This is a genomic window from Burkholderia cepacia, from assembly GCF_001039005.1.
Classification (GTDB): domain Bacteria; phylum Pseudomonadota; class Gammaproteobacteria; order Burkholderiales; family Burkholderiaceae; genus Burkholderia; species Burkholderia theae.
Genome location: NZ_LDWR01000028.1, coordinates 90,889 through 108,399, shown reverse-complemented (window position 1 = coordinate 108,399; position 17,511 = coordinate 90,889). Strand labels below are relative to the sequence as shown.

The 17,511-nt window shown below is 67.4% G+C and carries 18 protein-coding genes; 12 read left to right on the top strand and 6 right to left on the bottom strand.

Annotation, left to right across the window (positions count from 1 at the left end):
• Window positions 1-85: 85 nt before the first annotated feature.
• Window positions 86-622, bottom strand: coding sequence for a TlpA disulfide reductase family protein (locus VL15_RS17285; RefSeq protein ID WP_048247089.1), 537 nt, complete (start codon window positions 620-622; stop codon window positions 86-88).
• Between the two features lie 162 nt (window positions 623-784).
• Between VL15_RS17285 and VL15_RS17280 the strand changes: the two genes are divergently transcribed.
• Entirely contained in the window at window positions 785-1,357 is a 573-nt protein-coding gene (locus tag VL15_RS17280) for a hypothetical protein (protein WP_048247088.1), read from the top strand.
• 333 nt (window positions 1,358-1,690) lie between these two features.
• Here the strand turns inward: VL15_RS17280 and VL15_RS17275 are convergent, their stop codons facing one another.
• Both VL15_RS17275 and VL15_RS17270 read right to left on the bottom strand, forming a co-directional pair.
• The gene (locus VL15_RS17275; protein WP_048247086.1) at window positions 1,691-3,301 is read right to left on the bottom strand and encodes a YifB family Mg chelatase-like AAA ATPase; all 1,611 of its coding nucleotides are present in this window, start codon (window positions 3,299-3,301) and stop codon (window positions 1,691-1,693) included.
• 289 nt (window positions 3,302-3,590) lie between these two features.
• The gene (locus VL15_RS17270) at window positions 3,591-3,842 is read right to left on the bottom strand and encodes an accessory factor UbiK family protein (RefSeq protein WP_048247083.1); all 252 of its coding nucleotides are present in this window, start codon (window positions 3,840-3,842) and stop codon (window positions 3,591-3,593) included.
• A gap of 355 nt (window positions 3,843-4,197) precedes the next feature.
• Here VL15_RS17270 and VL15_RS17265 point away from each other — a divergent pair, with 355 nt between their 5' ends.
• The 7 genes from VL15_RS17265 (at window position 4,198) to ptsP (ending at window position 11,593) form a co-directional block, all read left to right on the top strand.
• Window positions 4,198-4,536, top strand: a complete 339-nt coding sequence (locus VL15_RS17265) for a P-II family nitrogen regulator (protein WP_038711752.1) — start codon at window positions 4,198-4,200, stop codon at window positions 4,534-4,536.
• 37 nt (window positions 4,537-4,573) lie between these two features.
• Window positions 4,574-6,091 (top strand): ammonium transporter, encoded by a 1,518-nt coding sequence (locus tag VL15_RS17260; RefSeq protein ID WP_048247081.1) that lies wholly within the window; start codon window positions 4,574-4,576, stop codon window positions 6,089-6,091.
• A 243-nt stretch (window positions 6,092-6,334) separates the two neighbouring features.
• The gene (gene gshA, locus VL15_RS17255) at window positions 6,335-7,624 is read left to right on the top strand and encodes a glutamate--cysteine ligase (protein WP_048247079.1); all 1,290 of its coding nucleotides are present in this window, start codon (window positions 6,335-6,337) and stop codon (window positions 7,622-7,624) included.
• 27 nt (window positions 7,625-7,651) lie between these two features.
• Window positions 7,652-8,608 (top strand): glutathione synthase, encoded by a 957-nt coding sequence (gshB, locus tag VL15_RS17250; RefSeq protein ID WP_048247077.1) that lies wholly within the window; start codon window positions 7,652-7,654, stop codon window positions 8,606-8,608.
• 231 nt (window positions 8,609-8,839) lie between these two features.
• Window positions 8,840-9,310, top strand: coding sequence for a PTS sugar transporter subunit IIA (locus VL15_RS17245; protein ID WP_048247076.1), 471 nt, complete (start codon window positions 8,840-8,842; stop codon window positions 9,308-9,310).
• Window positions 9,311-9,349: 39 nt separating this feature from the next.
• On the top strand, window positions 9,350-9,619 hold the full coding sequence (locus tag VL15_RS17240) for an HPr family phosphocarrier protein (RefSeq protein WP_031401331.1): 270 nt from the start codon (window positions 9,350-9,352) through the stop codon (window positions 9,617-9,619).
• Between the two features lie 201 nt (window positions 9,620-9,820).
• Entirely contained in the window at window positions 9,821-11,593 is a 1,773-nt protein-coding gene (gene ptsP, locus VL15_RS17235; RefSeq protein ID WP_048247074.1) for a phosphoenolpyruvate--protein phosphotransferase, read from the top strand.
• 68 nt (window positions 11,594-11,661) lie between these two features.
• Here ptsP and VL15_RS17230 read toward each other — a convergent pair whose 3' ends face one another.
• The 3 genes from VL15_RS17230 to gpmA form a co-directional block, all read right to left on the bottom strand.
• The gene (locus VL15_RS17230) at window positions 11,662-12,414 is read right to left on the bottom strand and encodes a HesA/MoeB/ThiF family protein (RefSeq protein ID WP_048247072.1); all 753 of its coding nucleotides are present in this window, start codon (window positions 12,412-12,414) and stop codon (window positions 11,662-11,664) included.
• Window positions 12,415-12,519: 105 nt separating this feature from the next.
• A complete protein-coding gene (locus VL15_RS17225) occupies window positions 12,520-14,070 on the bottom strand; it encodes a S41 family peptidase (protein WP_048247070.1) in 1,551 nt (516 codons plus the stop codon).
• A 250-nt stretch (window positions 14,071-14,320) separates the two neighbouring features.
• Complete coding sequence (gene gpmA, locus VL15_RS17220) at window positions 14,321-15,067, bottom strand: 2,3-diphosphoglycerate-dependent phosphoglycerate mutase (RefSeq protein ID WP_048247068.1); 747 nt, start codon at window positions 15,065-15,067, stop codon at window positions 14,321-14,323.
• A gap of 134 nt (window positions 15,068-15,201) precedes the next feature.
• Here gpmA and VL15_RS17215 point away from each other — a divergent pair, with 134 nt between their 5' ends.
• From VL15_RS17215 to VL15_RS17200, 4 genes are all read left to right on the top strand, one after another.
• On the top strand, window positions 15,202-15,624 hold the full coding sequence (locus VL15_RS17215; protein WP_048247066.1) for a rhodanese-like domain-containing protein: 423 nt from the start codon (window positions 15,202-15,204) through the stop codon (window positions 15,622-15,624).
• Entirely contained in the window at window positions 15,621-15,881 is a 261-nt protein-coding gene (grxC, locus tag VL15_RS17210) for a glutaredoxin 3 (protein ID WP_048247064.1), read from the top strand. Before VL15_RS17215 ends, grxC begins: the two co-directional genes overlap by 4 nt.
• Window positions 15,882-15,988: 107 nt before the next feature.
• Window positions 15,989-16,471 (top strand): protein-export chaperone SecB, encoded by a 483-nt coding sequence (gene secB / locus VL15_RS17205; RefSeq protein ID WP_047899099.1) that lies wholly within the window; start codon window positions 15,989-15,991, stop codon window positions 16,469-16,471.
• Window positions 16,472-16,496: 25 nt separating this feature from the next.
• Window positions 16,497-17,495 (top strand): NAD(P)H-dependent glycerol-3-phosphate dehydrogenase, encoded by a 999-nt coding sequence (locus VL15_RS17200; RefSeq protein ID WP_048247062.1) that lies wholly within the window; start codon window positions 16,497-16,499, stop codon window positions 17,493-17,495.
• Window positions 17,496-17,511 lie beyond the last annotated feature (16 nt).

The window sequence follows — 17,511 nt, the reverse complement described above, 5'->3', positions numbered from 1 at the left end:
AACGGACCGCGGAACCGGGCTGGCCGGTCGTGCGGTCCGTGGTCGGCGAAGGGCGCGCGGCCCTTCGATCCGGATCGGGCGGCGCTCAGGCCGCGTTGCTGTCGAGCGCCTTCTTGAGCAGCGCGTCGAGTTCCGCGAACTGCGGTGCGCCGACGTAGCGCTTCAGGATCTTGCCGTTCTTGTCGACGACGAAGGTCGTCGGCGTGAGCTGCACGTTACCGAACTGCTTCGCGACGCTGCCGTCGTCGAGCGCGACCTTGAACGGCAGCTGACGCGTCTGCGCGTAGTTCGCGACGTACATCGGCGGATCGTAGTTCATCGCGACCGCGACGAATTCCAGCCCCTGACCCTTGAAGCGGTTATAGGTATCGACCATCTGCGGCATTTCCTGCATGCAGGTCGCGCAGCTCGTTGCCCAGAAGTTCACGAGATAGACCTTGCCCTTCAGGTCGCCGGCGGTCGAGACCTTCTGGCCCGACAGCAGCGTGAACGTCGCATCAGGCACGCTGGACTTGCCGTTGAACGCGAAGAAGCCGGCTACGGCGATGGCCGCGACGACTGCGGCCGCGACGATGTAGCGGACAGGGCCGGTGCTGCGGCGGGCGGGAGGCGTGGTGTTCATCTTCGGTGCTCTCGGAGTCGGTCGATGACGCGGATCAATGCAAAGGACGTCGAAATTCGACGCTCATTTTAACGCGAATGCGGCGCGCGCACCGGCCGCCGCCGCACATCCCGGTTTTCACGTTCGGCGGATAATGCCCGTTTTTCCTGCCCGATCCACGCCATGCCGAAGGAAGTCATCGATTCGTTGCGCCCCCTTTTCCGTCCTCTGCGACACTTCGCCGCGCTCGCCTGCGCGAGCGTCGCGCTGGCCGCGTGCTCGCCATCGTACGACTGGCGCACGCTGCACAACGATGCCGGCTACACGATTGACCTGCCGGCGAAGCCGACCGTCGAGGAGCAGCCGGTTGCGATCGGCGGCGCGTCGATGCCGATGCGGATGCAGGCCGCGCACGTCGATGGCGCGGTGTTCGCGGTCGGCACGCTGACGCTGCCCGACGACCGCGACGACACGCGCCGCGCGGCGCTCGACTTCCTGCGCGCCGGGCTGTCCCGCAACCTCGAAGGCGCGCCGCAGACGGCTGCGGTGCCCGTGCCGCTCGCGGCCGGCGGCGCGGTGAACGGGCTCGAGCTGCGCATCGCGGGCGCGGCCGCCGGCGGCGATCGCGCGCGCAAGACGATCGTCGCGCGGCTCGCCGCGCGCGGCCGGCACGCGTACCAGGCGGTCGTGATCGCTGACGGGCCGCTCGCGCAGGAGCAGCTCGACCAGTTTTTCGGCTCGTTCAAACTCGACTGACGACGGTCGGCGAGGGCGCTCAGACACCGTGCGACAACTGAAAGTTCATTCGCAGCTTTCGACGCTAATGGCCGGATTTTGCGAGGGTTTTTCGGCTATCCACAGCGCATGTGGATAACTTTGTTGAAAAGTCGGCCGGAATTCCCGCCGAGCCGCGCCGGACGGCCTTCCGGCCCGTTTGGTCGCTCGCGCGCGGTTTGAGAAAAATCAATCAAAACAACGAGATACGGATTCCGTCCGGCAAAGGCCCCGGCGAGGTGCGATCCGGGGCCGGATTCGAGAAATTGTGCATAAGTCAAGTCTTGACAGCCGTTTTTTGTCCTCCGAGGGCGTTCAGAGCCCCGTGAGCGCGCGTCGGTAGCGGATCGCCTCGGCGATCTGCGCGGCCGTCGGCAGCGGGTCGCCGGCCAGGTCGGCGATCGTCCGCGCGACCTTCAGCACGCGGAAATACGCGCGCGCCGACCAGCCGAAGCGCTCGCCGGCCTCGCGCAGCAGCCGCTCGCCCTCGTCGGTCGGCCGGCACAGGTCGTCGGTCTCGCGGCCGCTCAGCATGTGATTCGTCTTGCCCTGCCGGCCGAGCTGCAGCGCGCGCGCCTGCGCGACCCGCGCGGCCACCGCGGCGCTCGGTTCGCCGGGCGCCGACGCGCGCGACGCGAGTTCGGCCGGCGACAGCGCGGGCAGGTCGATCTGGATGTCGATGCGGTCGAGGAGCGGCCCCGACAGCTTGCGCAGGTAGCGCGCGGCGACGTCCGGCGTACAGCGGCAGCGCCCGGACGGATCGCCATGCCAGCCGCACGGGCACGGGTTCATCGCGGCGATCAGCTGGCAAGCGGCCGGAAAGTCGGCTTGCTGGGCCGCGCGCGAGATAGTGATGCGGCCGGCTTCCAGCGGCTCGCGCAGCATTTCCAGCACGTGCCGGTCGAATTCCGGCAATTCGTCGAGAAACAGCACGCCGAGATGCGCAAGCGTGATTTCGCCCGGCTGCGGCGGGTTGCGACCGCCGACCAGCGCGGCGGCGCTCGACGAGTGATGCGGCGAGCGGAACGGCCGCCGGCGCCACTGCGCGGGCGAGAAGCCGATGCGGCTCGCAGACAGGAGCGCGGCCGACGCCAGCGCCTCGTCGTCGGTCAGCGGCGGCAGGAGGCCGGCCAGCCGCGCGGCCAGCATCGACTTGCCGGCTCCCGGCGGCCCGACCATCAGCATGTGATGGCCGCCCGCGGCAGCGACTTCGAGCGCGCGTCGTGCGCCGCGCTGGCCGACCACGTCCGCGAGATCGGGGGCGGCCGGCGCCGGCAGGCCGTCGAGGCACGGTGCCGCGACCGGCGCGAGCCGTCCGTCCGGCGCATCGGCGAGATGCGCGCACAGCGCGGGCAGGTCACGCGCGCCATATACCGTGACGCCCGGCACGAGCGCCGCCTCGGCCGCGCTGTCGAGCGGCAGGTATAGCTCGGGCGGGCGCGACGTCGCCGCGGAGCCGGACCGGGCGATGGAATCCGGGCCTGATCCAAGGCTCGATCCAAGGCCCGATCCGGTTTCGCCCGCGCGCCAGTCCCGCGCCGCGCCGCACGCCATCGCGAACGCGCCGCGCATCGGCCGCAGCGCGCCGGTCAACGACAGCTCGCCCGCGAATTCGCGGCCGGCCAGCGCGTCGGCCGGGATCTGGCCGTTCGCGGCGAGGATGCCCAGCGCGATCGGCAGGTCGAATCGGCCCGACTCCTTCGGCAGATCGGCCGGCGCGAGGTTGACGGTGATGCGGCGCACGGGGAATTCGAAGCCGCAGTTCTGCAGCGCGGCGCGCACGCGCTCGCGGCTTTCACGGACTTCGAGATCGGGCAGGCCGACGATGGAGAACGACGGCAGCCCGTTGGCAAGATGGACTTCGACGGTGACATCCGGCGCGCGGCCGGAGGCGGGCGCGCGACTGCGCACCACGGCGAGCGACATGGCGAGGCTCCTGTAAGCAGACGGACGACGGCCGTTCGGGGCCGCATGCCGCGGGAATCGGAGGAATCGGTGCGCGCTTGCCGGCGTGGCGCGGGGAAAGAACGAGGCGCTGCGGAACGACGAACTGCGAAGAGCGATGAACTGCGAAGAGCGGGAATGTTGCGAAGAGCGGGGGTGCTGCGAAGAACAACGGACTACGAAAAACGGTGGAACGGCTTAGGCTTCGGGGCGGCGGGCGCGGGCCGCGCGAGGCGGCCCGCGCCCGGACCTTGCGGCCCGGGTGGAGGCGTCAGGCCTGCGGCGATGCGAGCTTCTGCTCGAGTTCCGCGACGCGCTTTTCGAGTTCCTCGAGGCGCACGCGGGTACGGGCGAGCACCTGCGCCTGCGTGTCGAATTCCTCGCGCGTGACGAGATCGAGTTTCGAGAAGCCTTGCGACAGCATGGCCTTCACGTTGCGCTCGACGTCCTTGGCCGGCGAGTTTTTCAGCAGATCGCTGACACGCGACTGCAGATCGTTGAAAACGTCGCTGGGTTGCTTCATGTGATTCCCCTTCCTTGCACAAAAATTGTGCATCTTCAGTTGCGTACGTGCCCATGATGCACGCATGACCGGAAATGGTGCGCCCGGGGCGCGAATTCCGGGCACGGCGCCCGCATGGGTGAATGCCCCGGCGATCCGGGACGTGCGTGCACTCTAGCAACGTTCCTTTCGCCGCGCCAGCAAACCGAGCCACGTTGGCCATTCGGCCGGGTTTCCGCACCTTACATCGCGGGATGCGTCCCCGTTCATGAGCCGTTCGAGACGGTGCTCGGACAGACATGGCACGCGAGTTGCTGAGAAGAGTCCGTTACAACATTCCAACCAATTCGACGGGACAACCCAGCGAGAGGACTTCATGAAACTCATTACCGCAATCATCAAGCCGTTCAAGCTCGATGAGACACGCGAAGCGCTGTCGGCGCTTGGTGTCTCGGGCATCACGGTGACGGAGGTGAAAGGGTTCGGGCGCCAGAAGGGGCATACCGAGCTGTACCGCGGCGCCGAATATGTGGTCGATTTCCTGCCGAAGATGAAGATCGAGGCGGCTGTGTCCGACGATCTCGTCGACCAGGCGGTGGAGGCGATCGAGCGGGCCGCGCGTACCGGCAAGATCGGCGACGGCAAGATCTTCGTCACGCAAATCGAACAGGTGATCCGGATTCGCACCGGGGAGACCGGCGCAGACGCGCTGTAACAGAACAGACAAGACAAGCGACAAGAGGAAACCCAAGATGCGCAAACTTCTGATGTCCCTGCTGATGGCCGGCTCGCTGATCGCGACCGGCGTCGGTTCCGCGCTCGCGGACGACGCGGCGTCCGCCGCGGCTGCGTCCGCGCCCGCCGCAACGGCTTCCGACGCATCGGCTGCGGCCGCTCCGGCTGCGTCCGCGCCGGCCGCCACTGACGCATCCGCACCCGCCGCCGCGGCAGCAGCCCCCGCTTCGGGCGCCGCCGACGCATCGGCCGCCGCTGCCGCGTCCGCGCCGGCCGCACCCGCCGCGCCGACCGCGCCGTTCTCGGTCGATTCGTCGAAGATCAGCGCGGGCGACACCGCGTGGATGCTGACCTCGACCGCGCTCGTGCTGTTCATGACGGTCCCGGGCCTCGCGCTGTTCTACGCGGGCATGGTCCGCAAGAAGAACGTGCTCGCGACCGTGATGCAGAGCTTCGCGATCACCGCGCTGATCACGGTGCTGTGGACGGTGGTGGGCTACAGCCTCGCGTTCACGCCGGGCAACGGCTTCATCGGCGGCCTGTCGCGCGTGTTCCTGCACGGGATGAACTACATCCACGGCGACAAGGCGACCACGCTGACCGTCAGCCACCTGGCGCCGACGATTCCGGAGACGGTCTACTTCGTCTACCAGATGACGTTCGCGATCATCACGCCGGCACTGATCTGCGGCGCGTTCGCCGACCGGATGAAGTTCTCGGCGATGCTCGTGTTCATGACGCTCTGGTCGCTGATCGTCTATGTGCCGATCGCGCACATGGTGTGGGAGCCGACCGGCTGGCTGTCGTCGGACGGCGTGCTCGACTTCGCGGGCGGCACCGTCGTGCACATCAACGCGGGTATCGCGGGCCTGATGTCGTGCCTCGTGCTCGGCAAGCGGGTCGGCTACGGCCGTGAATCGATGGCACCGCACAACCTCGTGCTGACGATGATCGGCGGCTCGATGCTGTGGGTCGGCTGGTTCGGCTTCAACGCGGGTTCGGCGGTTGCGGCCGACGGCCGTGCCGGCTTCGCGATGCTGACGACGCAAGTCGCGACGGCCTGCGCGGCGCTGGGCTGGATGTTTGCCGAGTGGGTCGCGAAGGGCAAGCCGTCGGTGCTCGGCATCGTGTCGGGCGCGGTCGCGGGTCTCGTCGCGATCACGCCGGCTGCCGGCTTCGTCGGCGTGACCGGTGCGCTGGTGATCGGCATCGCGGCGGGCGTGGTCTGCTTCTGGTCGGCGACGTGGCTCAAGTCGAAGCTCGGCTACGACGATTCGCTCGACGCGTTCGGCGTGCACGGCGTGGGCGGGATTCTCGGCGCGCTGCTGACGGGCGTGTTCGCGGTCAAGGACATCGGCGGCGCCGACGGCAGCCTGCTGCTGCAGGCGAAGGGCGTGCTGATCACGCTGGTCTACAGCGGCGTGCTGAGCTTCGTGCTGCTGAAGCTGATCGACATGACGATCGGTCTGCGCGTGTCCGAAGAGGAAGAGCGCGAAGGCCTCGACGTGATCCTGCACGGCGAGCACGTCGAATAAGTCGTAAGGATGCACGGCGGGCCGCCGCGACGACGGCGCCCGCCACGAATGAGCGCAGCGACTTCGGCCCGCCCACCCGGCGGGCTTTTTTTCTCCTGTCATCGGCTGCCGTAGCGCATAACCCTGCGCGCTATCGGGTCAATAGCCGAAAACTTCCTCCAAACCCTTGCGAAGCCGGGAACAATCCCCAAATGGGCAGGGCAATTGCTCTACAATCTTCATTCTCCCGCTCGCGAGTGATTCATGGTTCCCCACCTCGTTACCGCGTTGAACGGTCCGCTGCTCGAACTCGAGCAGAAGATCCTCGACGCGACGCCTGCGATCGAACGCTGGTTCAGGCTCGAATGGCAGGAACACACCCCGCCGTTCTATTGTTCGGTGGACCTGCGCAACGCCGGTTTCAAGCTGGCGCCCGTCGACGCGAACCTGTTTCCCGGCGCGTTCAACAATCTGCCGTCCGAAGTGCTGCCGCTCGCCGTGCAGGCCGCGATGGCCGCGATCGAGAAGATCTGCCCGGATGCGAAGAACCTGCTCGTGATTCCCGAGCTGCCGACCCGCAACGCGTTCTACCTGGAAAACGTCGCGCGCCTCGCGACGATCATGCGCCAGGCCGGACTGAACGTGCGCTTCGGCTCGCTGGACCCGAGCATCACCGACATGACGCCGATCACGCTGGCCGACGGCCAGAAGATCGTGCTCGAACCGCTCGAGCGTTCGCAGCGCCGCCTCGGCCTGAAGAATTTCGATCCATGCTCGATCCTGCTGAACAACGACCTGTCGGCCGGCATCCCGGCCGTGCTGGAAAACCTGCACGAGCAGTACCTGCTGCCGCCGCTGCACGCGGGCTGGGCCGTGCGCCGCAAGTCGACGCACTTCTCGTGCTACGACGACGTCGCGAAGAAGTTCGCGAAGATGGTCGGCGTCGATCCTTGGATGGTGAATCCGTATTTCGCGCACGTCGAGGGCGTCGACTGGCAGGCACATGAAGGCGAGCAGGCGCTCGCCGACGCGATCGACGGCGTGCTGAAGAAGATCGCGCGCAAGTATCGCGAATACGGGATCAGCGAGAAGCCGTACGTCGTCGTGAAGGCCGACGCGGGCACCGCGGGGCGCGGCGTGATGACCGTGCACGACGCGGCCGAGATCGGCCGCATGTCGAAGGCCGAGCGCGCGCAGATGGCCGAGACGAAGGCCGGCCTGACGGTGCGCGACGTGATCGTGCAGGAAGGCGTCTATACGTTCGAGCGCGTCGGCGACGAAGTCGCGGAGCCCGTCGTGTACATGATCGACCGCTACGTGGTCGGCGGCTTCTACCGTACGCACGGCGGCCGCGAGCGCGACCAGAACCTGAACGCGCCCGGCATGCACTACGTGCCGCTCGGCTTCGAGCACACCGCGCTGCCGGATGCCGGCGCCAAGCCGGGTGCCGCGCCGCCGAACCGTTTCTACATGTACGGCGTCGTCGCGCGGCTGTCGCTGATCGCGTCGTCGATCGAACTGGAAAAGACCGATCCCGAAGCCATCCAGGTGTAACGGACCTTCGCTACGTACAGGACCCGCATGGACATTCTCTTTATCGCCGACCCGCTCGAGCGCTTCAAGATCTACAAGGATTCGACCTACGCGATGATGGCCGAGGCCGCGCGGCGCGGGCATGCGGTGTACGCGTGCGAACCGGGCCACCTCGCGTGGACGGGGTCGGCCGTCGAAGCCGACGTGCGGCGCATCACGTTCGTCGGCGAACTGGACGACCTGCATCGCGAGACCTGGTTCGACGCGGGCCCGGTCGACGCACGCCGCCTCGAATCGTTCGGCGCGGTGCTGATGCGCAAGGATCCGCCGTTCGACATGGAATACGTGACGTCGACGTGGCTGCTCGAGCTGGCCGAGCGCGCCGGCGCACGCGTGTTCAACAAGGCGCAGTCGATCCGCGATCATTCGGAGAAGCTCGCGATCGGCGAGTTTCCGCAGTTCGTCGCGCCGACGCTCGTCACGCGCGACGCGAAACGGCTGCGCGCATTCCACGCCGAGCACGGCGACGTGATCCTGAAGCCGCTCGACGGCATGGGCGGGATGGGCGTGTTCCGCGTGAAGCCGGACGGCATGAACCTCGGCTCGATCGTCGAGATGCTGAGCCACGACGGCACGCGTTCGGTGATGGCGCAGAAGTTCATTCCCGAGATCAAGGCCGGCGACAAGCGCATCCTGCTGATCGGCGGCGAGCCCGTGCCGTATTCGCTCGCGCGGATTCCGCAGGGCAGCGAGGTGCGCGGCAATCTCGCCGCGGGCGGGCTGGGTGTCGCGCAGCCGCTGACCGAGCGCGATCGCGAGATCGCCCGGACGCTCGGGCCCGTGCTCGCGGCGCGCGGGCTGCTGCTGGTCGGCCTCGATGCGATCGGCGACTGGCTGACCGAGGTGAACGTCACGAGTCCGACGTGCTTCCGCGAGATCATGGAGCAGACGGGCTTCGACGTCGCCGCGATGTTCATCGACGCGCTGGAGCGTGCGGCCGCGTAGGCTGCTTCCCGCGCAACCCCGGCGGCGGCCGCGCAGGTCCCCCGTCGCCGGAGCAGCTTGACCGGCCTGCTACAATGCCCGCTTGCCAGGTGCCGAGATCGGCGCACCGAAGGCCCGGCGGTCGGGCCGCAACTGTCGCAAGGCTGAACATGAAACGTTTCCCACACTCGCTACGCTCATTGCCCCGCCGCGGGGTGTCGGCCCGCCAGGGGCGGCCGGGAGCGATCTGACATGGCCGGGATCCTGATCATCGCGCATGCCCCGCTCGCCACCGCGCTGCGGGACTGCATCGCGCACATCTACGGCGGCGTGCCCGCGCGCATCGGCTGTATCGACGTGATGGCGGACAGCGATCCGACCCAGGTCATGGCATTCGCGCACGCGGAGCTCGCGCGGCTCAAGGAAGAGAACGGCGTGGTCGTGCTGACCGACATGTACGGTGCGACGCCCGCGAACATCGCGGGCCAGCTCGCGAAAATCGACAACGTGCGCGTGCTCGCGGGCGTGAACCTGCCGATGCTCGTGCGGGCCGTCTGCTACCGCACCGTGCCGCTCGACAAGCTCGTCGACAAGGCGCTGTCCGGCGGCGCGAAGGGCGTCCACGAAGTGGCGACCGGCACGCCGCCGCCGCCGACGGAAGCCGGCTGCGGCCAATGCGCGCCGATTCCGCCCGAACCGCAGCCGCGCACCGAATCGCACTGATCATCCGTTTTCAGTTTTAGACCGACCCGACCGAGAATCATGCTTCAACAAGAAACCACCATCGTCAATAAATTGGGGCTCCATGCGCGCGCATCGGCCAAGCTTACGCAACTGGCCGGCAACTTCCAGTCGGAAGTCTGGATGACACGCAACGGGCGCAAGATCAATGCGAAGAGCATCATGGGCGTGATGATGCTGGCGGCGGGCATCGGCAGTACCGTGACGATCGAGACGGAAGGGTCCGACGAGCGGGAAGCGATGGACGCGCTGCTGAAGCTGATCGCCGACAAGTTCGGCGAAGGCCAGTGATCGTCGCGCGGGATCGTTGCCGTTTCCAGTCAGAATGCCGCGGATTTCGCGGCATTTTTTTCGTCGGAAGCATTGATGCGGAATGCGCAATGCTGCGGTGCATGCAGTCAGCAGTGAGTCGCGGAATTTATAATCACTAACCGGGGTCATAAGCGCATCGCAGCAGTGTGCCGCGGCTTTACTTGTACAGAGGAGGTACGCGTGTCCTTCACGCTGCATGGCATTCCCGTCTCACGTGGTATCGCGATCGGGCGAGCGTATCTGATCGCGCCGGCGGCGCTCGACGTCGCCCATTACCTGATCGAGGCGAACCAGATCGACGCCGAGGTCGAGCGTTTCCGCACGGCGCTCGACGTCGTGCATCACGAGCTCGCCGCGTTGCGTGCCGACCTGACCGACGACACCCCGAGCGAAGTGGCCGCGTTCATCGACGTACACACGATGATCCTCAGCGACGCGATGCTCGTGCAGGAAACCATCGATCTGATCCGCGCGCGCCGCTACAACGTCGAATGGGCGCTGACCGAGCAACTCGAGCTGCTGACGCGCCACTTCGACGACATCGAGGACGAATACCTGCGCGAGCGCAAGGCCGACATCGAGCAGGTGGTCGAGCGCGTGCTGAAGGCCCTCGCCGGCGCGCCGTCCGCGTCGCAGGCGCTCGATCGCGCGGCCGCGAACGGCACGAACGAGATGATCGTCGTCGCGCACGACATCGCGCCGGCCGACATGATGCAGTTCAAGTCGCAGTCGTTCCAGGCGTTCGTCACCGATCTCGGCGGGCGCACGTCGCACACGGCGATCGTCGCGCGCAGCCTCGGCATTCCGGCCGCGGTCGGCGTGCAGCACGCGAGCGCGTTGATCCGTCAGGACGACCTGATCATCGTCGACGGCGACCAGGGCATCGTGATCGTCGATCCCGCGCCGATCGTCCTCGAGGAATATTCGTACCGGCAGTCCGAGAAGTTGCTGGAGCAACGCAAGCTGCAGCGTCTGAAGTTCTCGCCGACGCAAACGTTGTGCGGCACCAAGATCGACCTGTACGCGAACATCGAACTGCCCGACGACGCGAAGGCGGCGGTCGAGGCCGGCGCGGTCGGCGTCGGCCTGTTCCGCTCCGAGTTCCTGTTCATGCATCAGAAGGAGATGCCGGAGGAGGAGGAGCAGTTCGCCGCATACAAGCGGGCCGTCGAGTGGATGAAGGGCATGCCGGTGACGATCCGCACGATCGACGTCGGCGCGGACAAGCCGCTCGAGGCGCTCGATGAAGGGTACGAAACCGCACCGAACCCCGCGCTCGGCCTGCGCGCGATCCGCTGGAGCCTGTCCGAGCCGCAGATGTTCCTCACGCAGTTGCGCGCGATCCTGCGCGCGTCCGCGTTCGGCCAGGTGAAGATCCTGATTCCGATGCTCGCGCACGCGCAGGAGATCGACCAGTCGCTCGACCTGATCCGCGAGGCGAAGCGCCAGCTCGACGACGCGGGGCTCGCGTACGATCCAAACGTGCGCATCGGCGCGATGATCGAGATTCCGGCCGCGGCGATCGCACTGCCGCTGTTCCTGAAGCGGTTCGATTTCCTGTCGATCGGCACCAACGACCTGATCCAGTACACGCTCGCGATCGACCGCGCGGACAACGCGGTCGCGCACCTGTACGACCCGTTGCATCCGGCCGTGCTGCATCTGATCTCGTACACGCTGCGCGAGGCGAAGCGCGTGGGCGTGCCGGTGTCGGTGTGCGGGGAGATGGCGGGCGATCCGGCGCTCACGCGCCTGTTGCTCGGGATGGGGCTCACCGAGTTCTCGATGCACCCGAGCCAGTTGCTCGTCGTGAAGCAGGAAATCCTGCGCGCGCACCTGAAGGCGCTCGAGAAGCCGACGGCCGACGTGCTCGCGTCGTTCGAGCCGGAGGAAGTGCAGGCGGCGCTGCAGCGCCTGTCGGTTGCCGTGCCGCGCGCGGACGCCGCCGCTTAGGCACCCGCTGCGCCGCTAACCGCAGCGAAGCGTCACGCATGCGCCGGCCGGCGCATGCACGTCGCGCGTCAGTGCCGGCCCCCGCACACGGGGCAGTCGGCCTGGCGCGCGATCTTCATCGTCGTCCATTCCATCCGCAGCGAATCGAGCATCATCAGCCGTCCGTTGAGCGTCGTGCCGATCGCGCCGATCACGCGCAGCGCTTCGGCGGCCTGCATCGCGCCGATGATCCCGACCGTCGGTGCGAACACGCCCATCGTCGCGCACGCGACTTCCTCGAACGGTTGATCCTCCGGAAACACGCACGCATAACAGGGCGCGGCCGGATCGCGGAAGTCGAACGTGCTGATCTGCCCGTCGAAACGCAGCGCGGCGCCCGACACGAGCGGCACGCCATGCGCGACGCACGCGCGGTTGATCGCGTGCCGCGTCGCGAAGTTGTCGGTGCAGTCGAGCACGACGGTCGCACCCGGCACGTGCGCGTCGAGCCATGCGTCGTCGACGCGTTCCGCGACCGCCTGCACGTTCACGCCGGGGTTCAGTTGCGCGAGCGCGTCGCGCCCCGATTCGACCTTGCTGCGGCCGACCGATGCCGTCACGTGCAGGATTTGCCGCTGCAGGTTCGTGAGATCGACCGTATCGGCGTCGACGAGCGTGATCGTGCCGACGCCCGATGCCGCGAGGTACATCGCGGCGGGCGAGCCGAGGCCGCCCGCGCCGACGACGATCGCATGCGCATCGAGAAAGCGCTGCTGCGCCTCGATGCCGATTTCGTCGACGAGGATGTGACGGGAGTAGCGAAGGAGTTGATCGTCGTTCATGGTGAGTCGTGGGCGAGGCGGGCGGACGTAGCGTTATTTTAGGCGCGCATGAAAAACGGGCCATCGCGGTCTTCCCGCGATGGCCCGTCGGATGCCGGCCGGCGCTTACTGCGGCGCTGACGCGGGCTTCGGTGCGGCGCTCGGCTTCGCGCTTGCGCCCGATGCCTTCGGAGCCGCGGCGGCCTTGCCGGCCGGGCTCTTCGTCGTGCTGTCGGCGAGCAGCGACTTCGATTGCTGGACGGGCTTGCCCTCGAGCTTATTGAGCGCCTGCTGCATCATGAAGTCGTCGGCGCTGCCGAACTCGATCGGCTTGCGATCGCGGTCCTTCTGGCGCTGCTCCGGCGTCTTCTTGTCGTTCTGCTCTTCGAGGATGCGCAGCTGATCCATCCGGCGCTGCTCGCGGTCTTCCTGTTCCTTCTTCTCGTTCGGGTCCTGCGTGTTCGCCAGGTGGTTCGAGTAGTCGACCTCGCGCGTCACGAGCACGTCGTCCGGATCGCCGTCCGCGTACTGATCGACCGGCACGTCGGGCGTGATGCCCTTGTTCTGGATCGAACGGCCGCTCGGCGTGTAGTAGTACGCGGTCGTCAGGCGCAGCGCGGTGTCGGCCGTCATCGGGCGAACCGTCTGCACCGAACCCTTGCCGAACGTCGTCTTGCCCATGATCTGCGCGCGCTTCGAATCCTGCAGCGCGCCGGCGACGATTTCCGACGCGGACGCCGAATAGGCGTTCGTCAGCACGATCATCGGCACGGTCTTGAAGACCGGCGGCAGGTTCTTCAGCGGATCGCCGTCGAAGGACGGCAGGCGATAGTTGTCGTACGTATCGCGGTAGACCTGCTTCGAATCGGGGATCTGGCCGTTGGTCGACACGACGACGGAGTCGGGCGGCAGGAACGCGCCGGCCACGCCGACCGCGCTCTGCAGCAGACCGCCGCCATTGTTGCGCAGGTCGAGGACCAGGCCCTTCAGGTTCGGCTGCTGGCGCGCGATGTCCTGCAGCTTCTGCGCGAGATCGGGCGTCGTGCGTTCCTGGAAGCTCGTGATGCGGACATACGCGTAGCCCGGATCGAGGATCTTCATCTTGACGCTCTGGACCTTGATGATCGCGCGCGTGACCGTGACCGGGAACGTGCGGTCGTCGCTCTTGCGGAAGATCGTCAGCGTGACCTTGGTGCCCGGCTCGCCGCGCATCTGCTTGACGGCCTTGTCGAGCGTCATGCCGCGCACCGGCTTGTCGTTGATGCGCGTGATCAGGTCGCCCGGACGGATGCCGGCGCGGAATGCAGGGGTGTCCTCGATCGGCGAGATCACCTTCACGAGGCCGTCTTCCTGCGAGATCTCGATGCCGAGACCCGCGAAGCGGCCCTTGGTCTGCTCCTGCAGCTCGTCATAGTCGGTCTTGTCGAGGAACGACGAGTGCGGGTCGAGGCTCGACACCATGCCCTTGATCGCCGCCGTCAGCAGCTTCTTGTCGTCGACCGGTTCGACGTACTCGCGCTTGATCTGGCCGAATACTTCCGCGAACAGGCGGAGCTGGTCGAGGGGAAGCGGCGCCGTGGCGGTCTGCTCGGCCGATGCGGAAACCTGCAGCGTGGCGAACACGCCCGTGGCAAGGCCCGCGGCAATCAGGCCGATGTTCTTCAATTTCATTCGCATAGAGATCTGGTGCGGTCGGGAAGCGCGTGGCGGTAGCGGGGATGTAGCGGACAAGTATAACTGTTCGTCCGATGACTCAGTGGAACGGCGCGAAAAGGGCCCGGCGAAGGCCGGGCGGGCACCGCCGGGCGCGCTGCGGGTTCGAAAGCGGGTTCGACAGCAGCGGGGCCGCGAAGGTTCGCGCGGCGCGCGGGGCCGGGGCCGGGCACGCCGCGCCGCGCCGGACGCGGCCCGCCCGGCCCGACGGGCGTCAGCCCGCCTTGCCCTGCTTCGCGACGGCGGCCTGCGCCTGTGCGATCGCGTCCTGGTCGCCGAGGTAATAGTGCTTGATCGGCTTCAGGTTCTCGTCGAGTTCATACACGAGCGGCACGCCGTTCGGGATGTTCAGGCCGACGATGTCGCTGTCCGAGATGCCGTCGAGATACTTGATCAGCGCGCGCAGCGAGTTGCCGTGCGCGGCGATCAGCACCTGCTTGCCGGCGCGGACGGCCGGCGCGATCGACTCGTTCCACAGCGGCAGCACGCGCGCGACCGTGTCCTTCAGGCACTCGGTGAGCGGCAGCTGCTCGCGCGGCACCTTCGCATAACGCGGGTCGTTGAACGGCGCGCGCTCGTCGGTCGGCTCGAGCGCGGGCGGCGGCGTGTCGTAGCTGCGGCGCCAGACGAGCACCTGGTCGTCGCCGAACTTGGCGGCCGTTTCCGCCTTGTTCAGGCCCGACAGCGCGCCGTAGTGGCGCTCGTTCAGGCGCCACGTGTGGACGACCGGCAAATACATGAGGTCCATCCGGTCCTGCACGTGCCACAGCGTGCGGATCGCGCGCTTGAGCACCGACGTGTACGCGATGTCGAACGTGTAGCCGGCCTCCTTGAGCAATTCGCCGGCCTGATAGGCCTCATTGCGGCCTTGTTCGGTCAGGTCGACGTCGACCCAGCCGGTGAAGCGGTTTTCCTTGTTCCACGTCGATTCGCCGTGGCGGATGAGAACGAGTTTGTACATGGATCTTGCGGTCGGTAGTGAAGGAAGCGGTGCGCATCGCACGGGACCCGACCCGGGCCCGCCATCGCGCAAGACGGTTATTTTATAATGGCGGGATTGTCCTTATCCGATTTCTCTTTTTCCGGCGGAATTCCGTGACGTTCTTTACCGATTACACGAACCTGGCCCTTATCGCGATCCTGGTGGTATCCGGCGGCCTGCTGGCCTGGCCCGCACTGCGCCGCGGCCGCGGCGGCCTGTCGGCCGCAGAGGCGACGCAACTCATCAACCGCCGCAACGCCGTCGTGATCGACGTGCGCGCCGCGTCCGATTTCGCCGCCGGCCACCTGCCGTCGGCGCGTCAGGTCGCGGCGGGCGAGATCGGCGCGAAGATCGCGCAGGTCGCGAAGAACAAGAGCACGCCCGTGCTGCTCGTCTGCCAGAACGGCCAGCAGTCGCAGAAGGCGGCGCGCGAGGTCGAGGCGGCGGGTTATGCCGAGGTGCACGTGCTCGAGGGCGGCGTGGCCGCCTGGCAGCAGGCCGGGATGCCGGTCGTCAAACAAGGAGCGGCGAAGTGAACAAGGTTTTGATGTACAGCACGCAGGTGTGTCCGTATTGCATGCAGGCCGAGCGCCTGCTGAAGCTGCGCGGTGTCGAGCAGATCGAAAAGGTGCTGATCGACCGCGATCCGGCCCGCCGTGACGAAATGATGTCGCGCACGGGGCGCCGCACGGTGCCGCAGATCTATATCGGCGAAACACACGTCGGCGGCTACGACGATCTGTCGAAGCTCGACCGTGAAGGCGGGCTCGTACCGCTTCTGCAAGCGGCCTGATTAAGGCAGAATGGCCGCCGGCCGCGCCGCGGCTTGGGCGCGCAGGATTCATCCGCGGCGGCCGGCGAGAAGCCGGGCCGCCCCGTCACCACTTTTAGGGAAACACCATGTCCGACGTCGAAAACCAACCGTTCTTCAACATCCAGCGCGTCTACCTGAAGGATATGTCGCTCGAGCAGCCGAATTCGCCGGCGATCTTCCTCGAGCAGGACATGCCGTCGGTTGAAGTCGAAGTCGACGTGAAGGCTGATCGCCTGGCGGAAAGCGTGTTCGAAGTCGTCGTGTCGGGTACCGTCACCGCGAAGGTGAAGGACAAGGTCGCGTTCCTGATCGAAGCGAAGCAGGCCGGCATTTTCGACATTCGCAACATTCCCGACGAACAGCTCGACCCGCTCGTCGGCATCGCTTGCCCGACGATCCTGTTCCCGTACCTGCGTTCGAACATCGCCGACGCGATCACGCGCGCGGGCTTCCCGCCGATCCATCTGGCGGAAATCAACTTCCAGGCGCTGTACGAGCAGCGTCTCGCGCAGCTTCAGCAGCAGCACGCCGGCGCAGAAGGCGCGCCGAACGGCACGACGCTGAACTGACGTATCACTCGGACCGGTGCTGGGTATGAAAGTAGCCGTTCTCGGCGCCGGTGCCTGGGGCACCGCGCTCGCGGGCCATCTGGCCGCGCGGCACGATACGCTTCTGTGGGCGCGCGACGCCGCGCTCATCGCCGAGCTGCAGGCTCGGCACGAGAATTCCCGTTATCTGGACGGCATCGCGCTGCCTGACGCATTGCGCTACGACGCCGATCTCGGCGCCGCGCTCGCGCATGGCGCCGCGGACGACGCGCTGTGCGTGATCGCCGCGCCGGTGGCCGGGCTGCGGACGCTGTGCCATGCGATGCGCGACGCGGGCTGCGTGCCCGCGCACATCGTCTGGGTCTGCAAGGGCTTCGAGGCCGACACGCATCTGCTGCCGCATCAGGTGATCGCGGCCGAGCTGCCCGAGCAGCACAGCAACGGCGTGCTGTCGGGGCCGAGCTTTGCGCGCGAAGTCGGACAGTCGCTGCCCGTCGCGCTGACGGTGGCGAGTGCATCCGCCGAATGCCGCGAGCGCACGCTCGCCGCGTTCCATCACGGCGCGATGCGGATCTATACGGGCGACGACGTGGTCGGCGTCGAGGTCGGCGGCGCGGTGAAGAACGTGCTGGCGATCGCGACCGGCATCGCCGACGGCCTCGGCCTCGGGCTGAACGCACGCGCCGCGCTGGTCACGCGCGGCCTCGCCGAAATGTCGCGCCTCGGCGTCGCGCTCGGCGGCCGTGCTGAAACCTTCACGGGCCTCACGGGCCTCGGCGACCTGATCCTCACCGCGACGGGCGACCTGTCGCGCAACCGCACGGTCGGCCTGCAGCTGGCGGCCGGCCGCTCGCTGAACGACATCCTCGGCGCGCTCGGCCACGTGGCCGAAGGCGTGCGTTGCGCGCAAGCCGTGCTGGCGATCGCGCGCGCGCAATCGATCGAAATGCCGATCACCGAAGCCGTGTGCGGCGTGCTGTTCGACGGCATCGCGCCGCGCGACGCCGTCAGCGGCCTGCTGCGGCGCGACGCGCGCGCCGAGTAGCGCGGGCCGGCACCGC